This is a genomic window from Gammaproteobacteria bacterium (assembly GCA_035501935.1).
Taxonomy (GTDB): domain Bacteria; phylum Pseudomonadota; class Gammaproteobacteria; order JAJPIJ01; family JAJPIJ01; genus JAJPIJ01.
The window spans coordinates 26,284-44,590 of record DATJVC010000010.1; the positions used below are offsets into that span (position 1 = coordinate 26,284).

General features: G+C 61.7%; 19 protein-coding genes and 2 tRNA genes. 4 read left to right on the forward strand and 17 right to left on the reverse strand.

Going from position 1 to position 18,307, the window contains the following annotated elements; all coding sequences use genetic code 11:
- The first annotated feature begins 165 nt into the window (after nucleotides 1-165).
- On the forward strand, nucleotides 166-1,623 hold the full coding sequence (locus tag VMH34_02420) for a multicopper oxidase domain-containing protein (GenBank protein ID HTT07631.1): 1,458 nt from the start codon (nucleotides 166-168) through the stop codon (nucleotides 1,621-1,623).
- 25 nt (nucleotides 1,624-1,648) lie between these two features.
- On the opposite strand, the gene VMH34_02425 is transcribed toward VMH34_02420, so the two are convergent.
- From VMH34_02425 to VMH34_02475, 11 genes are all read right to left on the reverse strand, one after another.
- Nucleotides 1,649-1,725, reverse strand: a tRNA-Arg gene (locus VMH34_02425).
- A 206-nt stretch (nucleotides 1,726-1,931) separates the two neighbouring features.
- Nucleotides 1,932-2,390, reverse strand: coding sequence for a DUF2214 family protein (locus tag VMH34_02430; GenBank protein ID HTT07632.1), 459 nt, complete (start codon nucleotides 2,388-2,390; stop codon nucleotides 1,932-1,934).
- Between the two features lie 9 nt (nucleotides 2,391-2,399).
- Nucleotides 2,400-2,492, reverse strand: a tRNA-Ser gene (locus VMH34_02435).
- Nucleotides 2,493-2,548: 56 nt separating this feature from the next.
- Nucleotides 2,549-2,767 (reverse strand): carbon storage regulator CsrA, encoded by a 219-nt coding sequence (gene csrA, locus VMH34_02440; protein HTT07633.1) that lies wholly within the window; start codon nucleotides 2,765-2,767, stop codon nucleotides 2,549-2,551.
- Between the two features lie 118 nt (nucleotides 2,768-2,885).
- Nucleotides 2,886-4,106: an aspartate kinase gene (locus VMH34_02445; protein ID HTT07634.1), complete on the reverse strand. Its 1,221-nt coding sequence runs from the start codon at nucleotides 4,104-4,106 to the stop codon at nucleotides 2,886-2,888.
- A gap of 80 nt (nucleotides 4,107-4,186) precedes the next feature.
- Nucleotides 4,187-6,808, reverse strand: a complete 2,622-nt coding sequence (gene alaS, locus VMH34_02450; protein ID HTT07635.1) for an alanine--tRNA ligase — start codon at nucleotides 6,806-6,808, stop codon at nucleotides 4,187-4,189.
- Nucleotides 6,809-6,818: 10 nt separating this feature from the next.
- On the reverse strand, nucleotides 6,819-7,229 hold the full coding sequence (locus VMH34_02455; protein ID HTT07636.1) for a regulatory protein RecX: 411 nt from the start codon (nucleotides 7,227-7,229) through the stop codon (nucleotides 6,819-6,821).
- Between the two features lie 38 nt (nucleotides 7,230-7,267).
- Nucleotides 7,268-8,308 carry a recombinase RecA gene (gene recA / locus VMH34_02460; GenBank protein HTT07637.1) on the reverse strand — a complete coding sequence of 347 codons (1,041 nt, stop codon included), beginning with the start codon at nucleotides 8,306-8,308 and terminating at the stop codon, nucleotides 7,268-7,270.
- A gap of 140 nt (nucleotides 8,309-8,448) precedes the next feature.
- Complete coding sequence (locus tag VMH34_02465) at nucleotides 8,449-9,108, reverse strand: DUF1614 domain-containing protein (GenBank protein HTT07638.1); 660 nt, start codon at nucleotides 9,106-9,108, stop codon at nucleotides 8,449-8,451.
- Nucleotides 9,109-9,153: 45 nt separating this feature from the next.
- Entirely contained in the window at nucleotides 9,154-9,477 is a 324-nt protein-coding gene (locus VMH34_02470; GenBank protein HTT07639.1) for a chaperone modulator CbpM, read from the reverse strand.
- On the reverse strand, nucleotides 9,474-10,415 hold the full coding sequence (locus VMH34_02475; protein HTT07640.1) for a DnaJ C-terminal domain-containing protein: 942 nt from the start codon (nucleotides 10,413-10,415) through the stop codon (nucleotides 9,474-9,476). Before VMH34_02475 ends, VMH34_02470 begins: the two co-directional genes overlap by 4 nt.
- A 143-nt stretch (nucleotides 10,416-10,558) precedes the next feature.
- Between VMH34_02475 and VMH34_02480 the strand changes: the two genes are divergently transcribed.
- Entirely contained in the window at nucleotides 10,559-11,434 is an 876-nt protein-coding gene (locus tag VMH34_02480) for an ATP-binding cassette domain-containing protein (GenBank protein HTT07641.1), read from the forward strand.
- A 3-nt stretch (nucleotides 11,435-11,437) separates the two neighbouring features.
- Here the strand turns inward: VMH34_02480 and VMH34_02485 are convergent, their stop codons facing one another.
- From VMH34_02485 to VMH34_02510, 6 genes are all read right to left on the reverse strand, one after another.
- A complete protein-coding gene (locus VMH34_02485; GenBank protein ID HTT07642.1) occupies nucleotides 11,438-11,860 on the reverse strand; it encodes a DUF6691 family protein in 423 nt (140 codons plus the stop codon).
- A gap of 8 nt (nucleotides 11,861-11,868) precedes the next feature.
- On the reverse strand, nucleotides 11,869-12,300 hold the full coding sequence (locus VMH34_02490) for a YeeE/YedE family protein (protein HTT07643.1): 432 nt from the start codon (nucleotides 12,298-12,300) through the stop codon (nucleotides 11,869-11,871).
- Entirely contained in the window at nucleotides 12,297-14,027 is a 1,731-nt protein-coding gene (locus VMH34_02495; GenBank protein ID HTT07644.1) for an FAD-dependent oxidoreductase, read from the reverse strand. Before VMH34_02495 ends, VMH34_02490 begins: the two co-directional genes overlap by 4 nt.
- A gap of 12 nt (nucleotides 14,028-14,039) precedes the next feature.
- Complete coding sequence (locus VMH34_02500; GenBank protein HTT07645.1) at nucleotides 14,040-14,258, reverse strand: DUF2892 domain-containing protein; 219 nt, start codon at nucleotides 14,256-14,258, stop codon at nucleotides 14,040-14,042.
- 9 nt (nucleotides 14,259-14,267) lie between these two features.
- Nucleotides 14,268-14,921, reverse strand: a complete 654-nt coding sequence (locus VMH34_02505) for a BON domain-containing protein (GenBank protein HTT07646.1) — start codon at nucleotides 14,919-14,921, stop codon at nucleotides 14,268-14,270.
- A 91-nt stretch (nucleotides 14,922-15,012) separates the two neighbouring features.
- Nucleotides 15,013-15,459, reverse strand: coding sequence for a host attachment protein (locus VMH34_02510; GenBank protein HTT07647.1), 447 nt, complete (start codon nucleotides 15,457-15,459; stop codon nucleotides 15,013-15,015).
- 251 nt (nucleotides 15,460-15,710) lie between these two features.
- Here VMH34_02510 and VMH34_02515 point away from each other — a divergent pair, with 251 nt between their 5' ends.
- The gene (locus VMH34_02515) at nucleotides 15,711-16,253 is read left to right on the forward strand and encodes a phasin family protein (GenBank protein ID HTT07648.1); all 543 of its coding nucleotides are present in this window, start codon (nucleotides 15,711-15,713) and stop codon (nucleotides 16,251-16,253) included.
- 39 nt (nucleotides 16,254-16,292) lie between these two features.
- Nucleotides 16,293-18,107 (forward strand): alpha/beta fold hydrolase, encoded by a 1,815-nt coding sequence (locus tag VMH34_02520; protein ID HTT07649.1) that lies wholly within the window; start codon nucleotides 16,293-16,295, stop codon nucleotides 18,105-18,107.
- Nucleotides 18,108-18,307 lie beyond the last annotated feature (200 nt).

Here is an 18,307-nt window from a genome sequence, read left to right on the forward strand (position 1 = left end):
CCCCTACTGGCACAATGAAAATTCCGTGTTTCCCTGGTCTGGGCACCCTACTTGGTGTAGTTTAGAAACAGCGCGGATGGGTCCGGGGTGATTCCGTAAACCTTAAGGCGGAACAATGGAGTCTTCTTATTGGAGCGGACTTTTGCAAGCCGGAGAGCACTGCTCATGAAACGACTGATGCGCACTTCCTTCATTATTCTACTCCCGGTTTTGCTTTTTGCCGCCTATGCGCTTTGCAAATTAATGGCCCTGTCGGATCCATATGATGTCTCCCATATGGATCTGAAACCGGTTCCGGCCCAAATTTCCACGGCGCGTCATACCGGCCCCTACTCCTCCGGCAATGCGTTGAGCCTGACCGCCGTTCTCAAACCGCTCGATCCGTCACCGGTCAAAGAAATCCGCCTCGACACCGTACATAAGGTTATAGAAATCGCACCTGGTGTGAAATTCAGCGCCTGGACCTTTGGCGGCCAAGTACCGGGACCCACCGTGCGCGTCAAAGTCGGCGACAGGATCCGATTTTCCATGACCAACCGCAGCGATGAGGCGATGCCGGGTGTTAAACTCATGTCCGCACCGATGATGCATTCCATGGATTTTCATGCCGCCATGGTATCCCCCCAGGACAAGTACCGCTCCATCGCCCCGGGCCAGACCATCAGCTTCGAATTTACACCCAACTACCCGGGCGTATTCATGTATCACTGCGGTACGCCGATGATATTGGAACATATAGCCTCGGGTATGTATGGCGCTGTTATTGTCGAACCGCGCGAGGGTTATCCCACCAAGGCGGACCGCGAGTACATGATTGTCCAAAGTGAGTTTTACACAAAACTCGACCCGGAAAAACGCGAGGTGGATGGCACGCCGCTCTACGTGCTTGACGGTGAACGGCTGCGCGCGGCAACGCCGACATACACGGTGTTCAACGGCGAGCACAACGGCATGGTAAGAAATCCGTTGACGGCCAAACCGGGCGAGCGGGTGCGTCTGTTCGTGCTCAACGTGGGCCCGAGTAAAACTTCGAGCTTTCACGTGGTTGGCACAATTTTAGACCGCGTGTGGATGGACGGTAATCCGGACAATCAGTTCCGCGGCATGCAGACCGTGCTGTTGGGCTCAAGCAGCAGCGCAATTGTCGAATTTGTCATTCCGGAGGCCGGCTCGTATATCATGGTGGACCATCATTTTGCGAATGCATCACAGGGCGCGATCGGACTGATCGATGCCACCGGCAAGGGCGCGCCGAGCGACCTCGAGCATCACAACATAGCGGCCAGCAACACACCCACTGACCCCATGGCCGTCAAGGGCAAACTGGCCTTTGAGAGCAAATGTCTCGCCTGCCATTCCATCGGCCAGGGGAGGAAACTCGGACCCGACCTTGCCGGGGTGACCAAACGCCGTTCCGACGAATGGATTACAAAATGGTTGAAGTCGCCGGAGAATATGCTGCAGACGGATGCCGATGCGAAGGCCCTGCTGAAGGAAGCCAACAACATTCCAATGCCGAATCAGAACCTGTCAGTTGATGAGATCGAACAATTTATCAAATACTTCCACTGGATAGATGCGCGGCCGGCGGGCAGCGTGACGACACAGGAAGGAGGACACTGACGTTTCCTGTCGAGGGATTTGATAATGGCGCGCCCGGAGAGATTCGAACTCCCGACCCCCTGGTTCGTAGCCAGGTACTCTATCCAACTGAGCTACGGGCGCGTTTTTGCACTGGCAACTTCTGCGATCTCATCCCTCCCTGGAGCGGCGACCGGGCCTCGACTTCCATGTCTCGGCGCTCGGCGGGGCGGACATTCACTGGATGTCCGCCGCTTGCCGCCCCGCCCAACTGAGCTACGGGCGCGTGTCGCTATCGATGCAGCAAGGGCGGGCATTATTATAAAGAATTCCCACCTTTGATTGAACGGTCAGGAAGTATAACCGATGCCTCTGGCCATCAGCGCGGCCAGCACGGGGATGCCGGAGAATACCAGCAGTTCCGCCTTTATCCATCCCGCCACGCTGCGCACTTCCATTTCCGCCGGCAACCATGCCGGTTCTTTCCGCAACCGCCGGCGCCATTGCAGGAAACGTATCGTCGGAAGCATTGAGAGTATGGCAACACCGGCGAAAAGTATGATCTTGAGCATGAATAACGGATTGTGCAGGTAAAACGCCGATCCCTTGGCGCCATAAAAAACCCGCAGGAAACCCGCCAGCAGTACGAGCACCGCACACAGTCCATAGGCCAGATCGAGACGGCCAAGCAGGTGAATCTTGAGTGCGGTCATGGGAGCGATAATCAACGCGCATTCCGCCGCCAGCAACGCCAGCAGCGTGAATACCGTCAGATGATGAAAGATGGCGAGCAGCGCGTCTTGGATCATATAAGGAATTGGCGGAGAGGGAGGGATTCGAACCCTCGATAGAGTTTTTGACCCTATACTCCCTTAGCAGGGGAGTGCCTTCAGCCTCTCGGCCACCTCTCCACTACCGGCACGTTAAGGATAACCCGCCGCCATGGGCGGGTGAAAGAATATTATCGTTATTTGTCGTCTTCGCCCGCCTGCGCCGGGCTGGCGTGCGGCTTGCCTTCCGCCTTTTCCTGCTGAATCCGCTGATAGATTTCCTCGCGGTGCACCGAAATGTCCTTGGGCGCGTTCACACCGATCCGCACCTGATTGCCCTTGACTCCCAGCACCGTGACATTGATGCTGTCACCGATCATCAGCGATTCGCCGACCCGCCTGGTCAATATCAACATTACGAATCCTCCTGCTCCTGTCCTACGCGTACCTCCCTTCCGCTTCCCCATCCTTTCACCCGGCTAGTTTACACCCGCACGGGCCCAAGTGGTTGGAGTTGATACAATCGGTTGAGGTTCAATCCACGGCGCGGTCAAGGCCAAAGGCCGTATGCAGGGCGCGGGCGCCCAGTTCGATGTATTTCTCGTCCACCACCACCGAAATCTTGATTTCGGAGGTTGAGATCATGCGGATGTTGATGTTCTCCGCCGCCAGCGTCTGGAACATCTTGCTGGCGATGCCGGCGTGCGAGCGCATGCCCACGCCCACCACCGACAGCTTGGCGATCTTGTTGTCGCCCTCGACCGCGCGGGCCTTCATCTCGCCGGCCGCCTTCTTGAGGAGGTCCAGCGCGTGATCGTAATCCGTCCGGTTGACGGTGAAGGTGAAGTCGGTGGTGCCGTCCGCGCCGACGTTCTGCACGATCATATCCACTTCGATGTTGGCAGCGGCGATGGGGCCGAGGATGCGGCTGGCGATGCCCGGTTTGTCCGGCACGCCGAGCACGGTCAGCTTGGCCTCGTTCTTGTTGGCGGTCACGCCGGATATAAGCGGCTCTTCCATACTTTCCTCCTCGGAGGTGATGAGCGTTCCGGGTCCATCCTCGAATGAGGACAGCACGCGCAAACGCACGTTGTACTTGCGGGCGAATTCGACGGAACGGATCTGCAACACCTTGGCGCCCAGGCCCGCCATCTCCAGCATCTCCTCGAACGTCACCTTGTCGAGGCGATGGGCGGCGGGCACGATGCGCGGGTCGGAGGTGTACACGCCGTCCACATCGGTGTAAATCTGGCATTCATCGGCCTTGAGCGCAGCGGCCAGGGCCACTGCGGTGGTGTCTGATCCGCCTCGCCCCAGCGTGGTGATATTGCCATGCTCGTCCACGCCCTGGAAGCCGGCGACCACCACCACCTTGCCAGCCTTGAGATCGCGGCGCAGGACGGCGGCGTCGATCTTCGTGATGCGGGCCTTGTTGTGGACGCTGTCGGTCAGGATGCGCACCTGATGGCCGGTATAGGATGCCGCCGGACAACCGTGCTTCTCCAGCGCTATCGCGGTCAGCGCAATGCTCACCTGTTCACCGGTCGCGAGCAGCACATCCAGTTCCCGGGGCGCGGGGCGATCGGCGACGGTCCTGGCCAGCGCGATCAGCCGGTCGGTCTCGCCGCTCATGGCCGAAACCACCACCACCAGATCGTGGCCCTCTTTGCGGGCGCGGATGACGCGCCGCGCCACGGCGTCGATGCGTTCCACGTTGCCGACCGAGGTACCGCCGTATTTTTGTACAATCAACATGACCAATCCTTGAACTTAAAAGCGCGCCAGTCTACCGGAAATCAGAAAAAAGTTAAGTCGACTGTGACCATTAATAATATTCAACCGCCCAGTCGCGATTTGACCCACGGCACCACCGACTCAAGCGCGGCATCAAGATGGGAGGGATCGGTGCCGCCGGCCTGGGCCATGTCGGGGCGCCCGCCACCCTTGCCCCCGACTTGTTGCGCGACCTGATTGACCAGTTCACCCGCCGGCACCTTGCCGGTCAGGTCCTTGGTGACGCCGGCAATCAGGCGCACCCTGCCCTCTTCCACCGCCGCCAGCACAACGGCGGCGGAACCGAGTTTGTTTTTCAATTGATCCACGGCGTCGCGCAGGGCGGCGGCATCGGCGCCATCGAGGCGCGCCGCCAGCACCCTCGCCCCACCGACGGCCACGGCCTGCGTGGTGAGATCGGTGCCGGTGCCGCTGGCGAGTTTGCCCTTCAGCGCCTGCATGTCCTTGTCCTGCTGCCGGCTGCGTTCGAGCAATTGTGCAACGCGCTCGGTGACGGTATCGCGGTTGGCCTTGAGCTGATCGGCGACGGCCTTCAACCGCGCCTCGGTCTCCGTGACCCAGCTGAGCGCCGCCTCGCCCGTCAGCGCCTCGATGCGCCGCACCCCCGCCGCCACGCCGCCCTCGGCGATGATCTTGAACAGGCCGATGTCGCCGGTGCGGGCGACGTGCGTGCCGCCGCACAACTCCACCGAAAACTCGCCCATGTTGAGCACGCGCACGTCGTCGTCGTATTTTTCACCGAACAGCGCCATGGCACCGCTCTCCATCGCCTTCTGTATGGGCATGACGCGCGTCCGCACCTCGCGGTTGGCGCGGATCTCGGCGTTGACCAGCCGTTCGATCTCGCGGCACTGCTCCGCACTCACCGGCTCGGAATGGGAAAAATCGAAGCGCAGGCGATCGGGGGCCACCAACGAGCCCTTTTGCGTCACGTGCTTGCCCAGCACCTGGCGCAGGGCGGCGTGCAGCAGGTGTGTCGCGGAATGATTGAGTCGCGTCGGCTGGCGATGTTGCGCATCGACTTGGGCCTCCACCGGGTCGCCAACCTTCAACCGGCCGAGTTTGAGCTGGCCCAAGTGCAGATGTACGCCAGACTGTTTGCGTGTGTCCGCCACTTCGAAGACTGCATCGGCGGCACGCAGGCGGCCCACGTCGCCGACCTGACCGCCGGATTCGGCATAGAACGGCGTGCGATCCAGCACCACGACCCCGGTCGCGCCCGCCGCCAATGTATGAACCTGCTTGCCGCCGGCGAACAGCGCGCGGATCACGGCCTTGTCGTTCAAGGTGTCATGGCCCGTAAACTGGAATCCCGGCGCCAGCGGTACCAGCAAGTCCGCGGGAATGGCGGTCTCGGTGCCCGCCATGCTGAACTGGCTGGCGGCACGGGCGCGCTCACGCTGTGTCTGCATCTCGCGCTCGAAGCCGGCGTGATCGATGGTGAGCCCGCGTTCACGCGCGAAGTCCGCAGTGAGATCGACTGGGAAGCCATAGGTGTCGTAGAGCACGAACACATCCCTGCCGGGTATTTCCTTGCCCACGAGGCGGGAGAGCGCCTGCTCCAGATGCTTCATGCCCTGATCCAGGGTCTCGTCGAAACGCTCCTCTTCATCCTTGATGGTACGCATCACCCGCTCCCCGGCCTTGCTGAGTCCGGGATAGGCGGCGCCCATATCACGTTCCAGCACCGGCACCAACGTGTAAAAAAATGGACCCTTCAAGCCCAGCTTGTGGCCATGGCGGAGCGCCCGGCGGATGATGCGGCGGAGCACGTAGCCGCGCCCTTCGTTGGAAGGCGTCACACCCTCGGCGATCAGAAACGCGCACGAGCGAATATGATCGGCGATGACCTGCATGGAATTTTTATCGGCATCCCTGCCCGCCAGCTTGCGCACCGCCGTGATCAGGTGCTTGAACAGGTCGATGTCGTAATTGCTGTGCACGCCCTGCATGACGGCGGCCAGCCGCTCCAGCCCCATGCCCGTATCCACCGAGGGATGCGGGATCGGATGCAGTACGCCATCCGCGGTGCGGTCGTATTGCGTGAAGACCAGATTCCAGATTTCGACGTAGCGATCGCCGTCGGCATCCTTGCTGCCCGGCGGCCCGCCGGGAATGCCTTCCCCGTGATCGTAGAAGATCTCGGAACACGGGCCGCAGGGGCCGGTGTCGCCCATGGCCCAGAAATTGTCCTCATCCCCGCAACGCGAGAAGCGCCCGGGATCGACCTTCATTTCCTTGAGCCAGATGTCCGCGGCTTCATCGTCGTCCGTATATACCGTAACCCACAGCCGTCCTGCGGGAATTTTCAACGTACCCGTCAGGAATTCCCAGGCATAGCGGATCGCCTCGCGTTTGAAATAATCGCCAAAGCTGAAGTTGCCCAGCATCTCGAAGAAGGTGTGATGCCGCGCGGTGTAGCCGACGTTCTCCAGATCATTGTGCTTGCCGCCCGCGCGCACGCAGCACTGTGAGGTGACCACGCGCGGATACGGCGCCGGCTCGCGGCCCAGGAACACGTCCTTGAACTGCACCATTCCGGCATTGGTAAAAAGCAGCGTCGGATCATTGGGCGGCACCAGCGGGCCGCTGGGCAACGCCTTGTGTCCCTGCCGGATAAAATAATCGAGAAACGCCGTTCGCAATTCAGTACTGCTTTTCATGCTCTTGCCCTTACTCTATGTCCGCACACTGCAGCGCATGCCGGATATGATCCGCCGAGAACCCGCGATATTCGAGGAATCGCATCTGCCGGGCCCGCTCCGCGACTGCGCGCGGAATGGCGCGGCCGAATTTCTTGTGACGGACCTTGGCAGCGAGTTCGAGCCAATCGACGCCCTCCATCGCCGTGCGCACTGATTCCGGAGGGGTGATGCCGCGTTGCCGGAGTTCCTGCTGGATGCGCAACGGTCCATAACCCTTTCCCGACCGCTGCCTGATGTATTCACTGGTGAACCGATCATCGCTCTGCGCGTGTTCCGCTTCCAATCCCGACAGCACCTGTTCAATCAACGCGGCGTCCGGGTTGAGACGCTTCAGCTTGGCGGCGAGTTCCCGCCGGCTGTGTTCGCGCCGCGCCAGCAATTCAACCGCCCGGCGGCGCAGGTTCCGCGCATCATCGCTCAGTCGTCATCCTCCGTGCTGTCCTCGTCGGCGCCGCCGGCGGCGCTGACAGCCACCACCGCCTTGGCGCGGATCTGCGCCTCGATCTCCCTGGCCTTGGCGGGATTGTCCTTCAGATACTGGCGGGCGTTGTCCTTGCCCTGGCCGATGCGCTCGCCCTTGTAGCTGTACCAGGCGCCGGTCTTCTCGATGATGCCGTGCTGCGCGCCGAGTTCGATGATCTCGCCTTCGCGCGAAACGCCCTCGCCGTACAGAATATCGAACAGCGCCTGGCGGAACGGCGGCGCCACCTTGTTCTTGACCACCTTGACCTTGGTCTCCGAGCCGATGACCTCCTCACCGCGCTTGATCGCGCCGACACGGCGGATGTCGAGGCGCACGGAGGCGTAAAACTTGAGCGCGTTGCCGCCGGTGGTGGTCTCCGGGTTGCCGAACATGACGCCGATCTTCATGCGGATCTGGTTGATGAAAATCACCAGCGTGTTCGAGCGCTTGATGTTCGACGTCAATTTGCGCAACGCCTGTGACATGAGCCGGGCGTGCAAGCCCATGTGGGAATCGCCCATCTCGCCCTCGATCTCGGCCTTCGGCGTCAATGCCGCGACCGAATCAATGACCAGGACGTCGATGGCGCCGGAGCGCACCAGCATGTCGGTGATCTCCAGCGCCTGCTCACCGGTATCCGGCTGCGACACCAGCAGCTCACCGACGTTCACGCCGAGTTTCTCGGCATATTGCACGTCAAGCGCGTTTTCCGCGTCGACGAAGGCGGCGGTGCCGCCCGCCTTCTGCGCCTCGGCCACGACCTGCAGCGCCAGCGTGGTCTTGCCGGAGGATTCCGGGCCGTAAATCTCAACGATGCGCCCGCGCGGCAGGCCGCCGACGCCGAGCGCGATATCGAGGCCAAGCGAGCCGGAGGAGATGACGCTGATATTGCGCTCCGTGCTGACGTCGCCCATGCGCATCACCGAGCCGGTGCCGAACTGTTTCTCAATCTGGCTCAGTGCGACTGACAATGCCTTCTTGCGGTTTTCTTCCATTGGTATGTCCTTGGCAAAATCCGGTTTTACTGCCCGTTTCGCGGCCAGACTATAGTTATTGCGCACGCCGGTTTCAGGGCGGGCAGATTATTGCACAGGCGCTGTCACTTTGGCAGGCCACGAGGCCGCCTGAACCGCCGCTACGTCAACATCACGGCCACCAGGCCGGTGAGAAAAATGCCGTCGAAGGTGCCGGCGCCGCCGATCGAGGCGACCGGCACGCCGAGACTCGGTATGTCGCGCAACCGCAGCAAATCGGCGCCGATCAGCACGCCCAGCGAACCGCAGATGTAGGCCAATGGAGCGCGGTATTCCCCGCCCAGCAGCAACGCGGCCAGCGCGGCGGTCAAGGGCGCCACGAACAGGGGCATGGCGATGCCCAGTCCCGGCAGCGGCCGGCTCAAGCGGTGGCTCACCGCCGCCACGATGAGGGTGGCGAGCGCCGTCCCGGTCACGTCGATCGGCGTATTGCGGAACAGATATAATGAAAACAGCACGGGGATGAGACCGCCGCCGACATTGACGGTGACGATCGTCCTGCCGGACCACGCCGGCCGCGGCCCGCGCAGCAGCCCGTAAAACACGGTCTGCATCTCCGGCGACGGCGGCCGCGCGCGGACGCTGAAGAGCGGCAGATTGATGGCGCTGCCGAACAGGGACAAAAACAGCAGCATGAAGGCGGAATCCTGCGACAGCCCCAGTTTCTCGAACGTCATGGTCACCAACCCCAACTGCACCAGCACCATGAGCATGCCGAGCGCGGCGATAAACAACACCAGATACAACGGAGAGAATGGCATCGGCGCGCTCCGGGAGTGGGTTCGCAATGAGAGGCGGATTCGGCCTCAGGTGAGATCCGGCAGGCGGGCGTGGAGCTCGCGAACCTGCGACTCCAGCTCCCGGATGCGGTCGAGCAGTTTGATCATCAGGGCCACGCCGTGGGGGTCCAATTCCAATTCCCTGCCCAGACGGCGCGCCTCCCGGGCGGCCACCAGGTGAAGGCAGCTGAAAGTCGCGGCGGACGTTTCCGCGCGGGCCGGCGTCAGCACGCCGCATTCGATGAACTCGCGTATTTCCGGCTCGGTGCATCCGGACAGTTCGCACAGGTCCTGCAGCGAGAATTCACCGTGCTCACCCAGCCACAATACCCGGGTATTTTCGATCTTCAAGGCGCCTTCTCCTGTCCAAAATGCCCGCGGGGATTGAAAGTGGAAACGTCGGCAAGTGATTTGAACAACGCGCGTTCCTGCTCGCTGATCGCGCCCGGCACCACGATTTGTATGTTGGCGTAGAAATCGCCCGCGCCCCCGTCGGGGGTGGGCAGTCCCAGTCCGCCGAGCCGCAAGTGCTGGCCGGCGCGCGTTGCCGGCGGCACCTTGAGGCGCACCGGACCGCCGGGCGTGGGAACCCGCACGGCCGTTCCCAGCACCGCCTCCCATGGCGCCAGCGGCAGATCCAGATAAATATCGTGGCCGCTGACGCGAAACAGGGGATGCGGGCGCAGCACGATGTTGAGATACAAGTCGCCGTCGCGCCCACCCTTGAAACCCTTGCCGCCCCTGCCCGCAAGCCGCATGCGCGTCCCGTCCGTCGCGCCCCTGGGAACGCGGATCGTGAATGAACGCTGTTCGCGGTGCATGCGCCCCTGCTCGTCATACTCCGGCACCGTCAGGTTCACCGGCACCTCGGTGCCGCGGTAGGCCTCCTCCAGCGTGATGTGCGCGGTGATTTCATAGTCCTGCCCCGGCATCCCGGCGCCGCCGCGGCCGGCACGATGTCCCCCGCCGGCGAGTCCGGCCAGCAAATCCGCCAGGTCGATGTCTTCGAAAACGAAATGCGAATCGCCAAACCGGCCTCCCCAGTCCGGCGGCGGACGAAAGTCCTCGCCCGCACGGTGGCGGCCCAGTTGATCATAGGCAGCGCGCTTTTCCGGGTCCTTGAGGGTTTCATAGGCCTCGGAGACCTCCTTGAATTTCTCCTCGGCGCCGGCTTCCTTGGAGACATCCGGATGATATTTACGCGCGAGTTTGCGGTAGGCCTTTTTGATTGCCTCGGCGCTTGCGTCCCGTTCGACGCCCATGATGGCGTAGTAATCTTTGTATTTCATCGGTTGACCAGCTCAGATACCGTGAGGCCGTGCTTTCAGCATAATATATAATGTGCCGCTGTCCGCAGTCACAGGCGAAAATGCGGGGCAGCGCAAAACCGCACCCTGTCGCAACCCCTCCCCCCAATCACGACAAAAACCGCATGAACCGCCGTCAAAAGAAGGACCCCAGCATACCGCCCGCCGGCGGCAATACCGAAATCCGCGTTGAAAATCTGTACAAGGCATTCGGCGAGCACACGGTGCTGCAGGGAATAAACCTCGACATCCACCGCGGCGACATTCTCGCCATCATCGGTGGATCGGGATGCGGCAAGACGGTGTTGCTCAATCATATCCTCGGCCTGCTGGCGCCGGATCGGGGCCGCGTCCTGGTAACGGATCACGACGCGCCGGGCGAACCGCTTTGCGATCTGGCGAAGATCTCGCCGGAGGGCGTCGATCGCATCCACCGTCGGTGGGGCATGGTCTTTCAGCGCAATGCGCTTTTTTCCGGATCGGTGCTGGACAACATCGCCCTCTGGTTGCGCGAGATCCGTGAAATGCCGGAGGAGGACATCCGCCGGATCGCACGGCAATCGCTGAAGGCGGTGGGGTTGCCCAGTGACGACGAGTTCCTGGCGAGCAGTCAGGAAGCGCTTTCCGGCGGCATGGCCAAGCGCCTCGCGGTGGCGCGGGCGGTGTCGATGAGCCCCACGATCATGTTTTACGACGAACCCACCACCGGACTCGATCCCACCAGTTCGAGCCAGATCCACGACCTCATCTATAAAACGCATGAGGCACGGGACGCGGACGGCAGACACCGCACGACGGTGATCATCACTCACGACAAGGACTTGCTGAAGCGCCTGCGGCCGCGCACGGTGATGCTGCACGAAGGCAAAATCTATTTTGACGGACCGTTCGAACAATTCGAACAGCGGGCCGACTCGGCCATCATCCGGCCTTATTTCCGGCTGATGCCGACATTGCACCAGCGCAACCCCGATCAGACGCCTCCCCTCCCGGTGGCGTGACCGTCAGCGCCCCGCGCGTCTGGCGTTCAAGACTTCGTAAAGATGCATGCCCGCCAGCATCGCCAGGACGAAAATCAGCGCCTTGCCCTGAAGCCGGCCCAGCGACACCAGGGCCGGGCCGGGACAGAACCCGGCCAACCCCCATCCCACGCCGAATAGAAAGCTTCCCCAGATCAAACGCCGATCGATTTTTCCGGCGGTGCTCAACCTCATCTTCGCGCCGATCAAGCTCACGTTGTGATGGTTCGACAGGCGAAAGGCAAAAAACGACGTCAGAATCGCCCCGGCCATGACGAAGGCCAGCGAAGGATCCCAGCGTCCGGCCGGATCGAGAAAGCCGATGACTTTGGTGGGATCGGTCATGCCCGACACCACCAGGCCCACGCCGAAAACGAGCGCGGTCAAAAACGCGACGCACAGTTCCATCCGCCCCCTTATCCAAACAGGTGTCTGGTGACGAACACCGTGGCCATGCCTGTGATCGTGAATGTCGCGGTGGCGGCGAATGACCGGGGCGACAATCGCGCGAGGCCGCAAACGCCGTGGCCGCTGGTGCAGCCCGAACCCAGCCGGCTGCCGAAACCGACCAGCAGCCCGGCGATGACCAGGGTGAATCCGCCCGCATTTATTTGCGGAGTCGCCGCGGCCAGGAGCAGCCGATGCGCCCACGGGGCGAGCAGCAATCCCGCGACAAACAGGACACGCCAGGCGGTGTCGCCCGCCCGCGGATGAATCAATCCGCCGACGATGCCGCTGATGCCTGCAATCCTGCCATTGACAAGAATCAGCATGCCCGCCGCCAGACCAATCAGCATCCCGCCGGCCAGCGATGACCATGGAGTAAAGTGATTCCAGTCAATCATCATGCAGCGCAGGAACTGACCGCCTGTTCCGCCATCCGCTCCTCGGCGTGCGGAATGAACGGCACGCCCGGCCGGCCCGTGCACAACGGCGTTCGATGATGGCTGCAAAACGTCTTGGAGCCGCCCGCCAGCGTCTTCACCCGTTTGAAGCCGGACTGGACCAGGATGCGGTACGCCAGATAACTGCGGAATCCGACGCGGCAGTAAAGCAGCAGCGGCTTCGGGCGCGGCAGTTCGTCAAGCCGTTTGCGCAACTCGTCGAGCGGCACGTTGATGGCGTCTGGAATGTGCCAGGCGTTGTATTCCAGCGCGCTGCGCACGTCGATGATAACGGCGCGATCGGCGATCGCCGGATAATCCTCCGCGTACCAGAGGTCGATATCGCCCCGCAGCAGGTTCGCGCCCACGAATCCCGCCATATTGATCGGGTCCCTGGCGGCCCCGTAGGGCGGCGCATAGGCCAGCTCCAGGTGTTCCAGATCGAACACCGTCATGCCGGCGTGGATCGCGGTGGCCAGCACATCGATGCGTTTGTCGACGCCGTCGTAACCCACCACTTGCGCGCCGAGGAGGCGGCCGTCACCGGGCGTGAACAGCAGTTTCAGTTGCATCGGCGCGGTGCCGGGATAATAACTGGCGTGACCCGATGGGTGAATGTAGATTTTCCGGAAGGGCCGGCCCAGGCGGCGCAGGGTTTTTTCATTGGCGCCGGTAACGCCGCCGGTCATCTCAAAGACCTTGAGGATCGCGGTCCCCTGTGTGCGTCCAAAGGCGCTGGCCCGTCCGAAGATGCAATCGGCCGCGACCCGGCCCTGCCGGTTGCCGGGTCCGGCCAGCGGCACCAGCGCCGCTTCGCCGGTCACCGCGTCGACGACTTCGACAGCGTCGCCGGCGGCGTAGATCAGCGGATCGGAGGTCTGCATGCGCTCATTGACACGGATGCCACCGCGCGGCCCGATGCTCAAGCCCGCCGCCCGCGCAAGCTGCGTGTCCGGCCGCACGCCCACGGCCAGAACGACGAAATCGGCGTCAAGCCGTTCATTGGTGCTGAGCGTCACCCCCACGCGGCCGTTGCGATCGACGAATTCGATCGACGGCGACCCCAGATGCATCCGCACGCCGTGGTACTCCAGGTGATACTGGAGATCGCGCGCCATCTCCGGGTCGAACGGCGGCATGATCTGCTCCAGCATTTCGATCAGGTCGACGTCGAGGTTGCGCTGGCGGAGATTCTCGGCGATCTCGATCCCGATGTAGCCGCCGCCGATCACGATCGCGGACCGGGCCCCCGCATCCACCACCGCCTTGATTGCATCCATGTCCTCGATGTTGCGAAGCACGAAAATCCCCGGATGATTGATCCCCGGAATGCCAGGCCGGATGGGATTCGCGCCGGGGCACAACACCAGCCGTTCGTAGGTTTCTCGGTACTGTTGTCCGGTCGCCAGTTCCTTGACCTCCAGGCAGCGGGCTGTGCGATCGATCGCCGTCACTTCATGGCCGGTGCGGACATCCAGGTTCAGGGTCCCGGCCAGGGTTTGCGGCGTTTGCAACAGCAAATCCCCGCGCTCGCGAATCGTCCCGCCGATGTGATAGGGCAATCCGCAGTTGGCGAAGGAAACGTAATGGCTGCGTTCGAGCACGACAATCTCCGCTCGTTCGCTCAGGCGCCGCGCCCGCGCCGCGGCGGACATGCCGGCGGCGACACCACCGACAATGACGATTTTCATGATGGGATTGACTTACGTCCCGCCGGCCCCGCGGGTATTGAGCCCCAGTGCCTTGTAGGCGGGACACCAGCCGATGAGACCGGTGACGAGGGGGATCAGCCTGACGGTCCCCCACCAGTTTCCATACATGACGCCCGCGATGATCAGCGCGACACCAATGACGATACGGATGATTTTCTCCGTTTGCCCGACATTGCATTGCATGGATTCTTTCTCTGCGGGTTCTCGCACCCCGATCATTTATGAAACGCTGATATGATCCTCGACCGACACGACGCCGGGTATCGACCACGCCGCCCGCCTGGCGGCCTCGCGTTCAGGCCAGCTGCGCACCCGGCCGCGCAGAGTTACCCTGCCGTCGGTCACGTCGATGGTGATGGCGCCGGCCTCAAGATCGGCGGCGCGCTCGAAGGCGGCCCGAATCTTGTCGCGCACGTCGGTGACATTGACGCGCGGCCGGATCCGGATATTGTCGACCACTGCCTTGACGCCACCGAGCTTGCGCACGTCGTTTTCAGCCGCGGCGCGCTGGTACTCATATTCGACTTCACCCGTCAGCGTGACGACGCCATGCTCCACCTTGACGGCCGGCATGGCGGTCTGCGAAAGCGAGACGTCCCAACCCATGATTTTGACCGCTCGCGCCGCAATCTCATCGTCCGCCGTCTTCTTATGGGGCGGCAGCCGTACCTCGAGTTCCTGCGCCAGGGCCTTCACTCCCTTGACCCGGCGCACGATTTGCTCGGATGCGCACTTCTCGGCAAAACTCTCGACGTGGCCTGTCAGAGTGACGACACCGCCAGTGACACTCACGCCGATGTGCGCGGCATCCACGCTCGGATCAAATTCCAGTTCGTCGATGACCCGCTGCTGCAGTTTCAAATCTTCAGACATTGCCAATCTCCGCCGGGTTTCATGGTTGAAGAATCGCCCATTGCCGAGGGGGACATTTTGATCCCGATCAAGAAATGGGCGGCGGCTTGACTTATTTCAAGGCGGGAAGATGCCCCGCCAGTTCATCGAGCGGCAGTTTGTTCAGATCCTTGGCGATTGCCGCCTTCACTTTTTTGCCCGCCGCGGCGCTCAGATGCCGGCGCAATTCACCCAGCGCATGCGGCGGCGCGAAAAGGATCAAGGCATCGTATGATTTTTGAGTGTCCGCCTCGTTCAGATGAGTCGCAACGCGCCGGAGAAAGGCATCCATGTTCTTGCGATGGGGATCATGGCGTGGTTCGATGGCATGGCGGGTGGCGTCTCCGCTCTCCTGCGCGCGTCCCGGCCGATCCGACCCCAGGTCGCGCGACAACAAATGCGCCTCCGGCGAGCCCAGCTCCGAGATTACCTCAAAGCCGTGATTCTCCGTTTTTCGTTTGACGATGCGGGCGTATGCGCCGTCCGCCATCACTATCCAGGTGGTCTGCTGTCGTGTCATAAAGCTGTCATGTGGCCGCCCACATCATCTTAACCATGCATTCTAAGAATGTCAGGAACTTCCACGGATAAGAATAATCCCCTATATGTAACCGGCACTTGATCTGGATCAATGTGGCTGACCCGGCCCGGTAGTTAACTGAATACAATAAATACGATATTACCCTTGACACCCGGAAGGGATGGATTATAACCGTCAAAAGTGCGAATGATTTGGCGCAATCTTAAATGTAACGCCCAGGAGTCACCACGATGAAAACCAGCAATCCATTGTTCAATTTTTACCGCAGCGGTCTGCGAACCACGCTGGAAATGATGAAATTCTCGCTCGAGGACGCCAAACGTTTCCAGACCCGCCAATTGAAGGCCATCACGGAGGCTTTGTCGGACAACGAGGAAAAGGCGAAACAGACGGCGGCGGCCACCACGGTTGAAGACCTGGTCGGGATACAAACCGAACTGGGGCGTTCCCTGATCAAAGAGGCGATGCTTTGTTGGCGCGGCCTCGGCGAAGCGGCAAACTGGAATCCCATGGAAGACATGGAACAACTGCAGGCCAGAATATCGCAGATGAGCGATGGATTCCGGGAGATGTTGGGGCTGTCCCCCATGGGGATGGAGCCGGTGACATCAATGTGGAAATCGATGTTCGATGCCTATTGCAACGCCTGTGCCATGACTTCCCGGGCGACGGCGGACGCCACGCGCCTGGCCACGGACCAGATGGGGCTTGCAACCCTGGTCGTCCCTGAAGAAAGCACAAACGCCAGACGCAGCAGGCACAAAGCGGCGTAATCCCCCGTGTCTGATGCCCAGAAGGCAAAGGTTCTCTCCATGCAGCCGGCGCCCGTATCGCAAAGCGTCGATGCGGGACAGAAAGATCAGAAAGACAATATCTTAGCCGCCTTCGAGGCGATTCCGGAACCCGTCAATGAAGAGGCGCGGCAGCGCGACGCGCTGTTGCATGCCGCGCTGGCGCGTTTGACGCAGGGCATTTCACCTCATGCCGCGATGCTGGCATGGCTGGACTGGTTCACGCATTTAGGCACGTCGCCCGGCAAGCAAATGGAACTGCTGCAGAAGGCCGTTCGCAAGCTCACGCGCCTGGCCTTGTACGTGGGTTCCGCCGCCGGTCATTGTCCGAACTGCATCGAGCCATTGCCGCAGGATCGGCGCTTCGATCATCCCGATTGGCGGAACTGGCCCTTCAACGTGATTTACCAGTCGTTCCTGCTCACCCAGCAGTGGTGGTGGAACGCCACCACGGAGGTGCGCGGGGTGACCCGGCATCATGAATACATGGTCGCCTTCATGGCGCGCCAGTGGCTGGACATGTTTTCCCCGTCCAACTTCCTGTTCACGAACCCGCAGGTTCTGCACGAGACCGTCCGTACCGGCGGCATGAACCTGGTCCGCGGCGGACAGAATCTGTGGGAGGACATGCTGCGGCTGGCCGCCAACCGGCCGCCCGTCGGGTCCGAGGCGTTCAAGGTCGGCAAAAATATCGCCGTCACGCCCGGCAAGGTCATCTACCGCAACCGCTTGATCGAACTGATTCAGTACGAGCCGCAGACGGCGACCGTCCATCCGGAGCCCGTGCTCCTCGTGCCGTCCTGGATCATGAAGTACTACATACTCGATCTCTCGCCGTCCAATTCACTGGTCCGCCACCTCGTGGACAACGGCCATACGGTGTTCATGATTTCCTGGAGAAACCCGGTCGCCGAGGATCGCGACCTCGGCCTGGAGAACTACCTCGTACAAGGCATCCATGCCGCCATCGACGCAGTCGCCAAGGTGATGCCCGGGCGGCGGATCCACGCGACGGGTTATTGCCTGGGCGGCACCATGCTGGCCACCTCCGCGGCGGTGCTGGCGCGTGAAAACGATCGCCGGCTGGCCAGCCTCTCGCTGCTCGCCTCGGAGCTCGATTTCTCCGAACCCGGCGAACTCGGACTGTTCATCGACGAAAGCCAGATTTCCTTTCTCGATGACATCATGTGGACGCGCGGCTATCTCGACGGCAAGGAGATGAGCGGGGCGTTCGCCCTGCTCAATTCCAAGGACCTGGTGTGGTCAAAAATGACCCACAACTACCTGATGGGCGCCCGTGAGCCGCTGTCCGATCTGATGGCGTGGAACGCCGATGCGACGCGCCTGCCCTACCGCATGCACAATGAATATCTGCGCAAGCTCTATCTAAGCAATGAACTCGCCGAGGGACGCTACGAGGTTGACGGCCGGCCGGTGGCGCTGACCGACATCCGCCTGCCGCTGTTCGTGGTGGCCACCGAACGCGACCACGTATCGCCATGGCGTTCCGTGTTCAAGGTGCACCTGCTGACCGACACCGAGGTGACGTTCGCGCTGACCACCGGCGGCCATAACGTGGGCATCGTCAACCCGCCGGGCGTGAATGCCGCCGGACGCGGCCATCGCATCGCGACCCATGCACCCCGGGATAAATACACCGATCCCGATCTGTGGTTCGAGCGGGCCCAGTGGCGCGAGGGTTCGTGGTGGCCATCGTGGCTGTCATGGCTCAAAAGACTTTCCAGCGCACCGGTGGCGCCGCCGGCAATGGGCGCGCCCGAGGCCGATCTGCCGCCGCTCTACGACGCCCCGGGTCGTTTCGTCCTCGCGCCGTGAATACTTCTACTCCCGCCCTTACAAGGCCGTACGGAGGAATAAATATCATTTGACATCAACTATTGAACTAACTTTTTCGTAAGGAATCGCGTTGGTGGTAAGTAGTCTCGTCCAGAAACGGGGGGGACCATGATTAGCCGAATCAATGTCGTTAAATGCTGGACATCATTGTTGCTGCTTTGTCTGATCCTTTTTAGAAT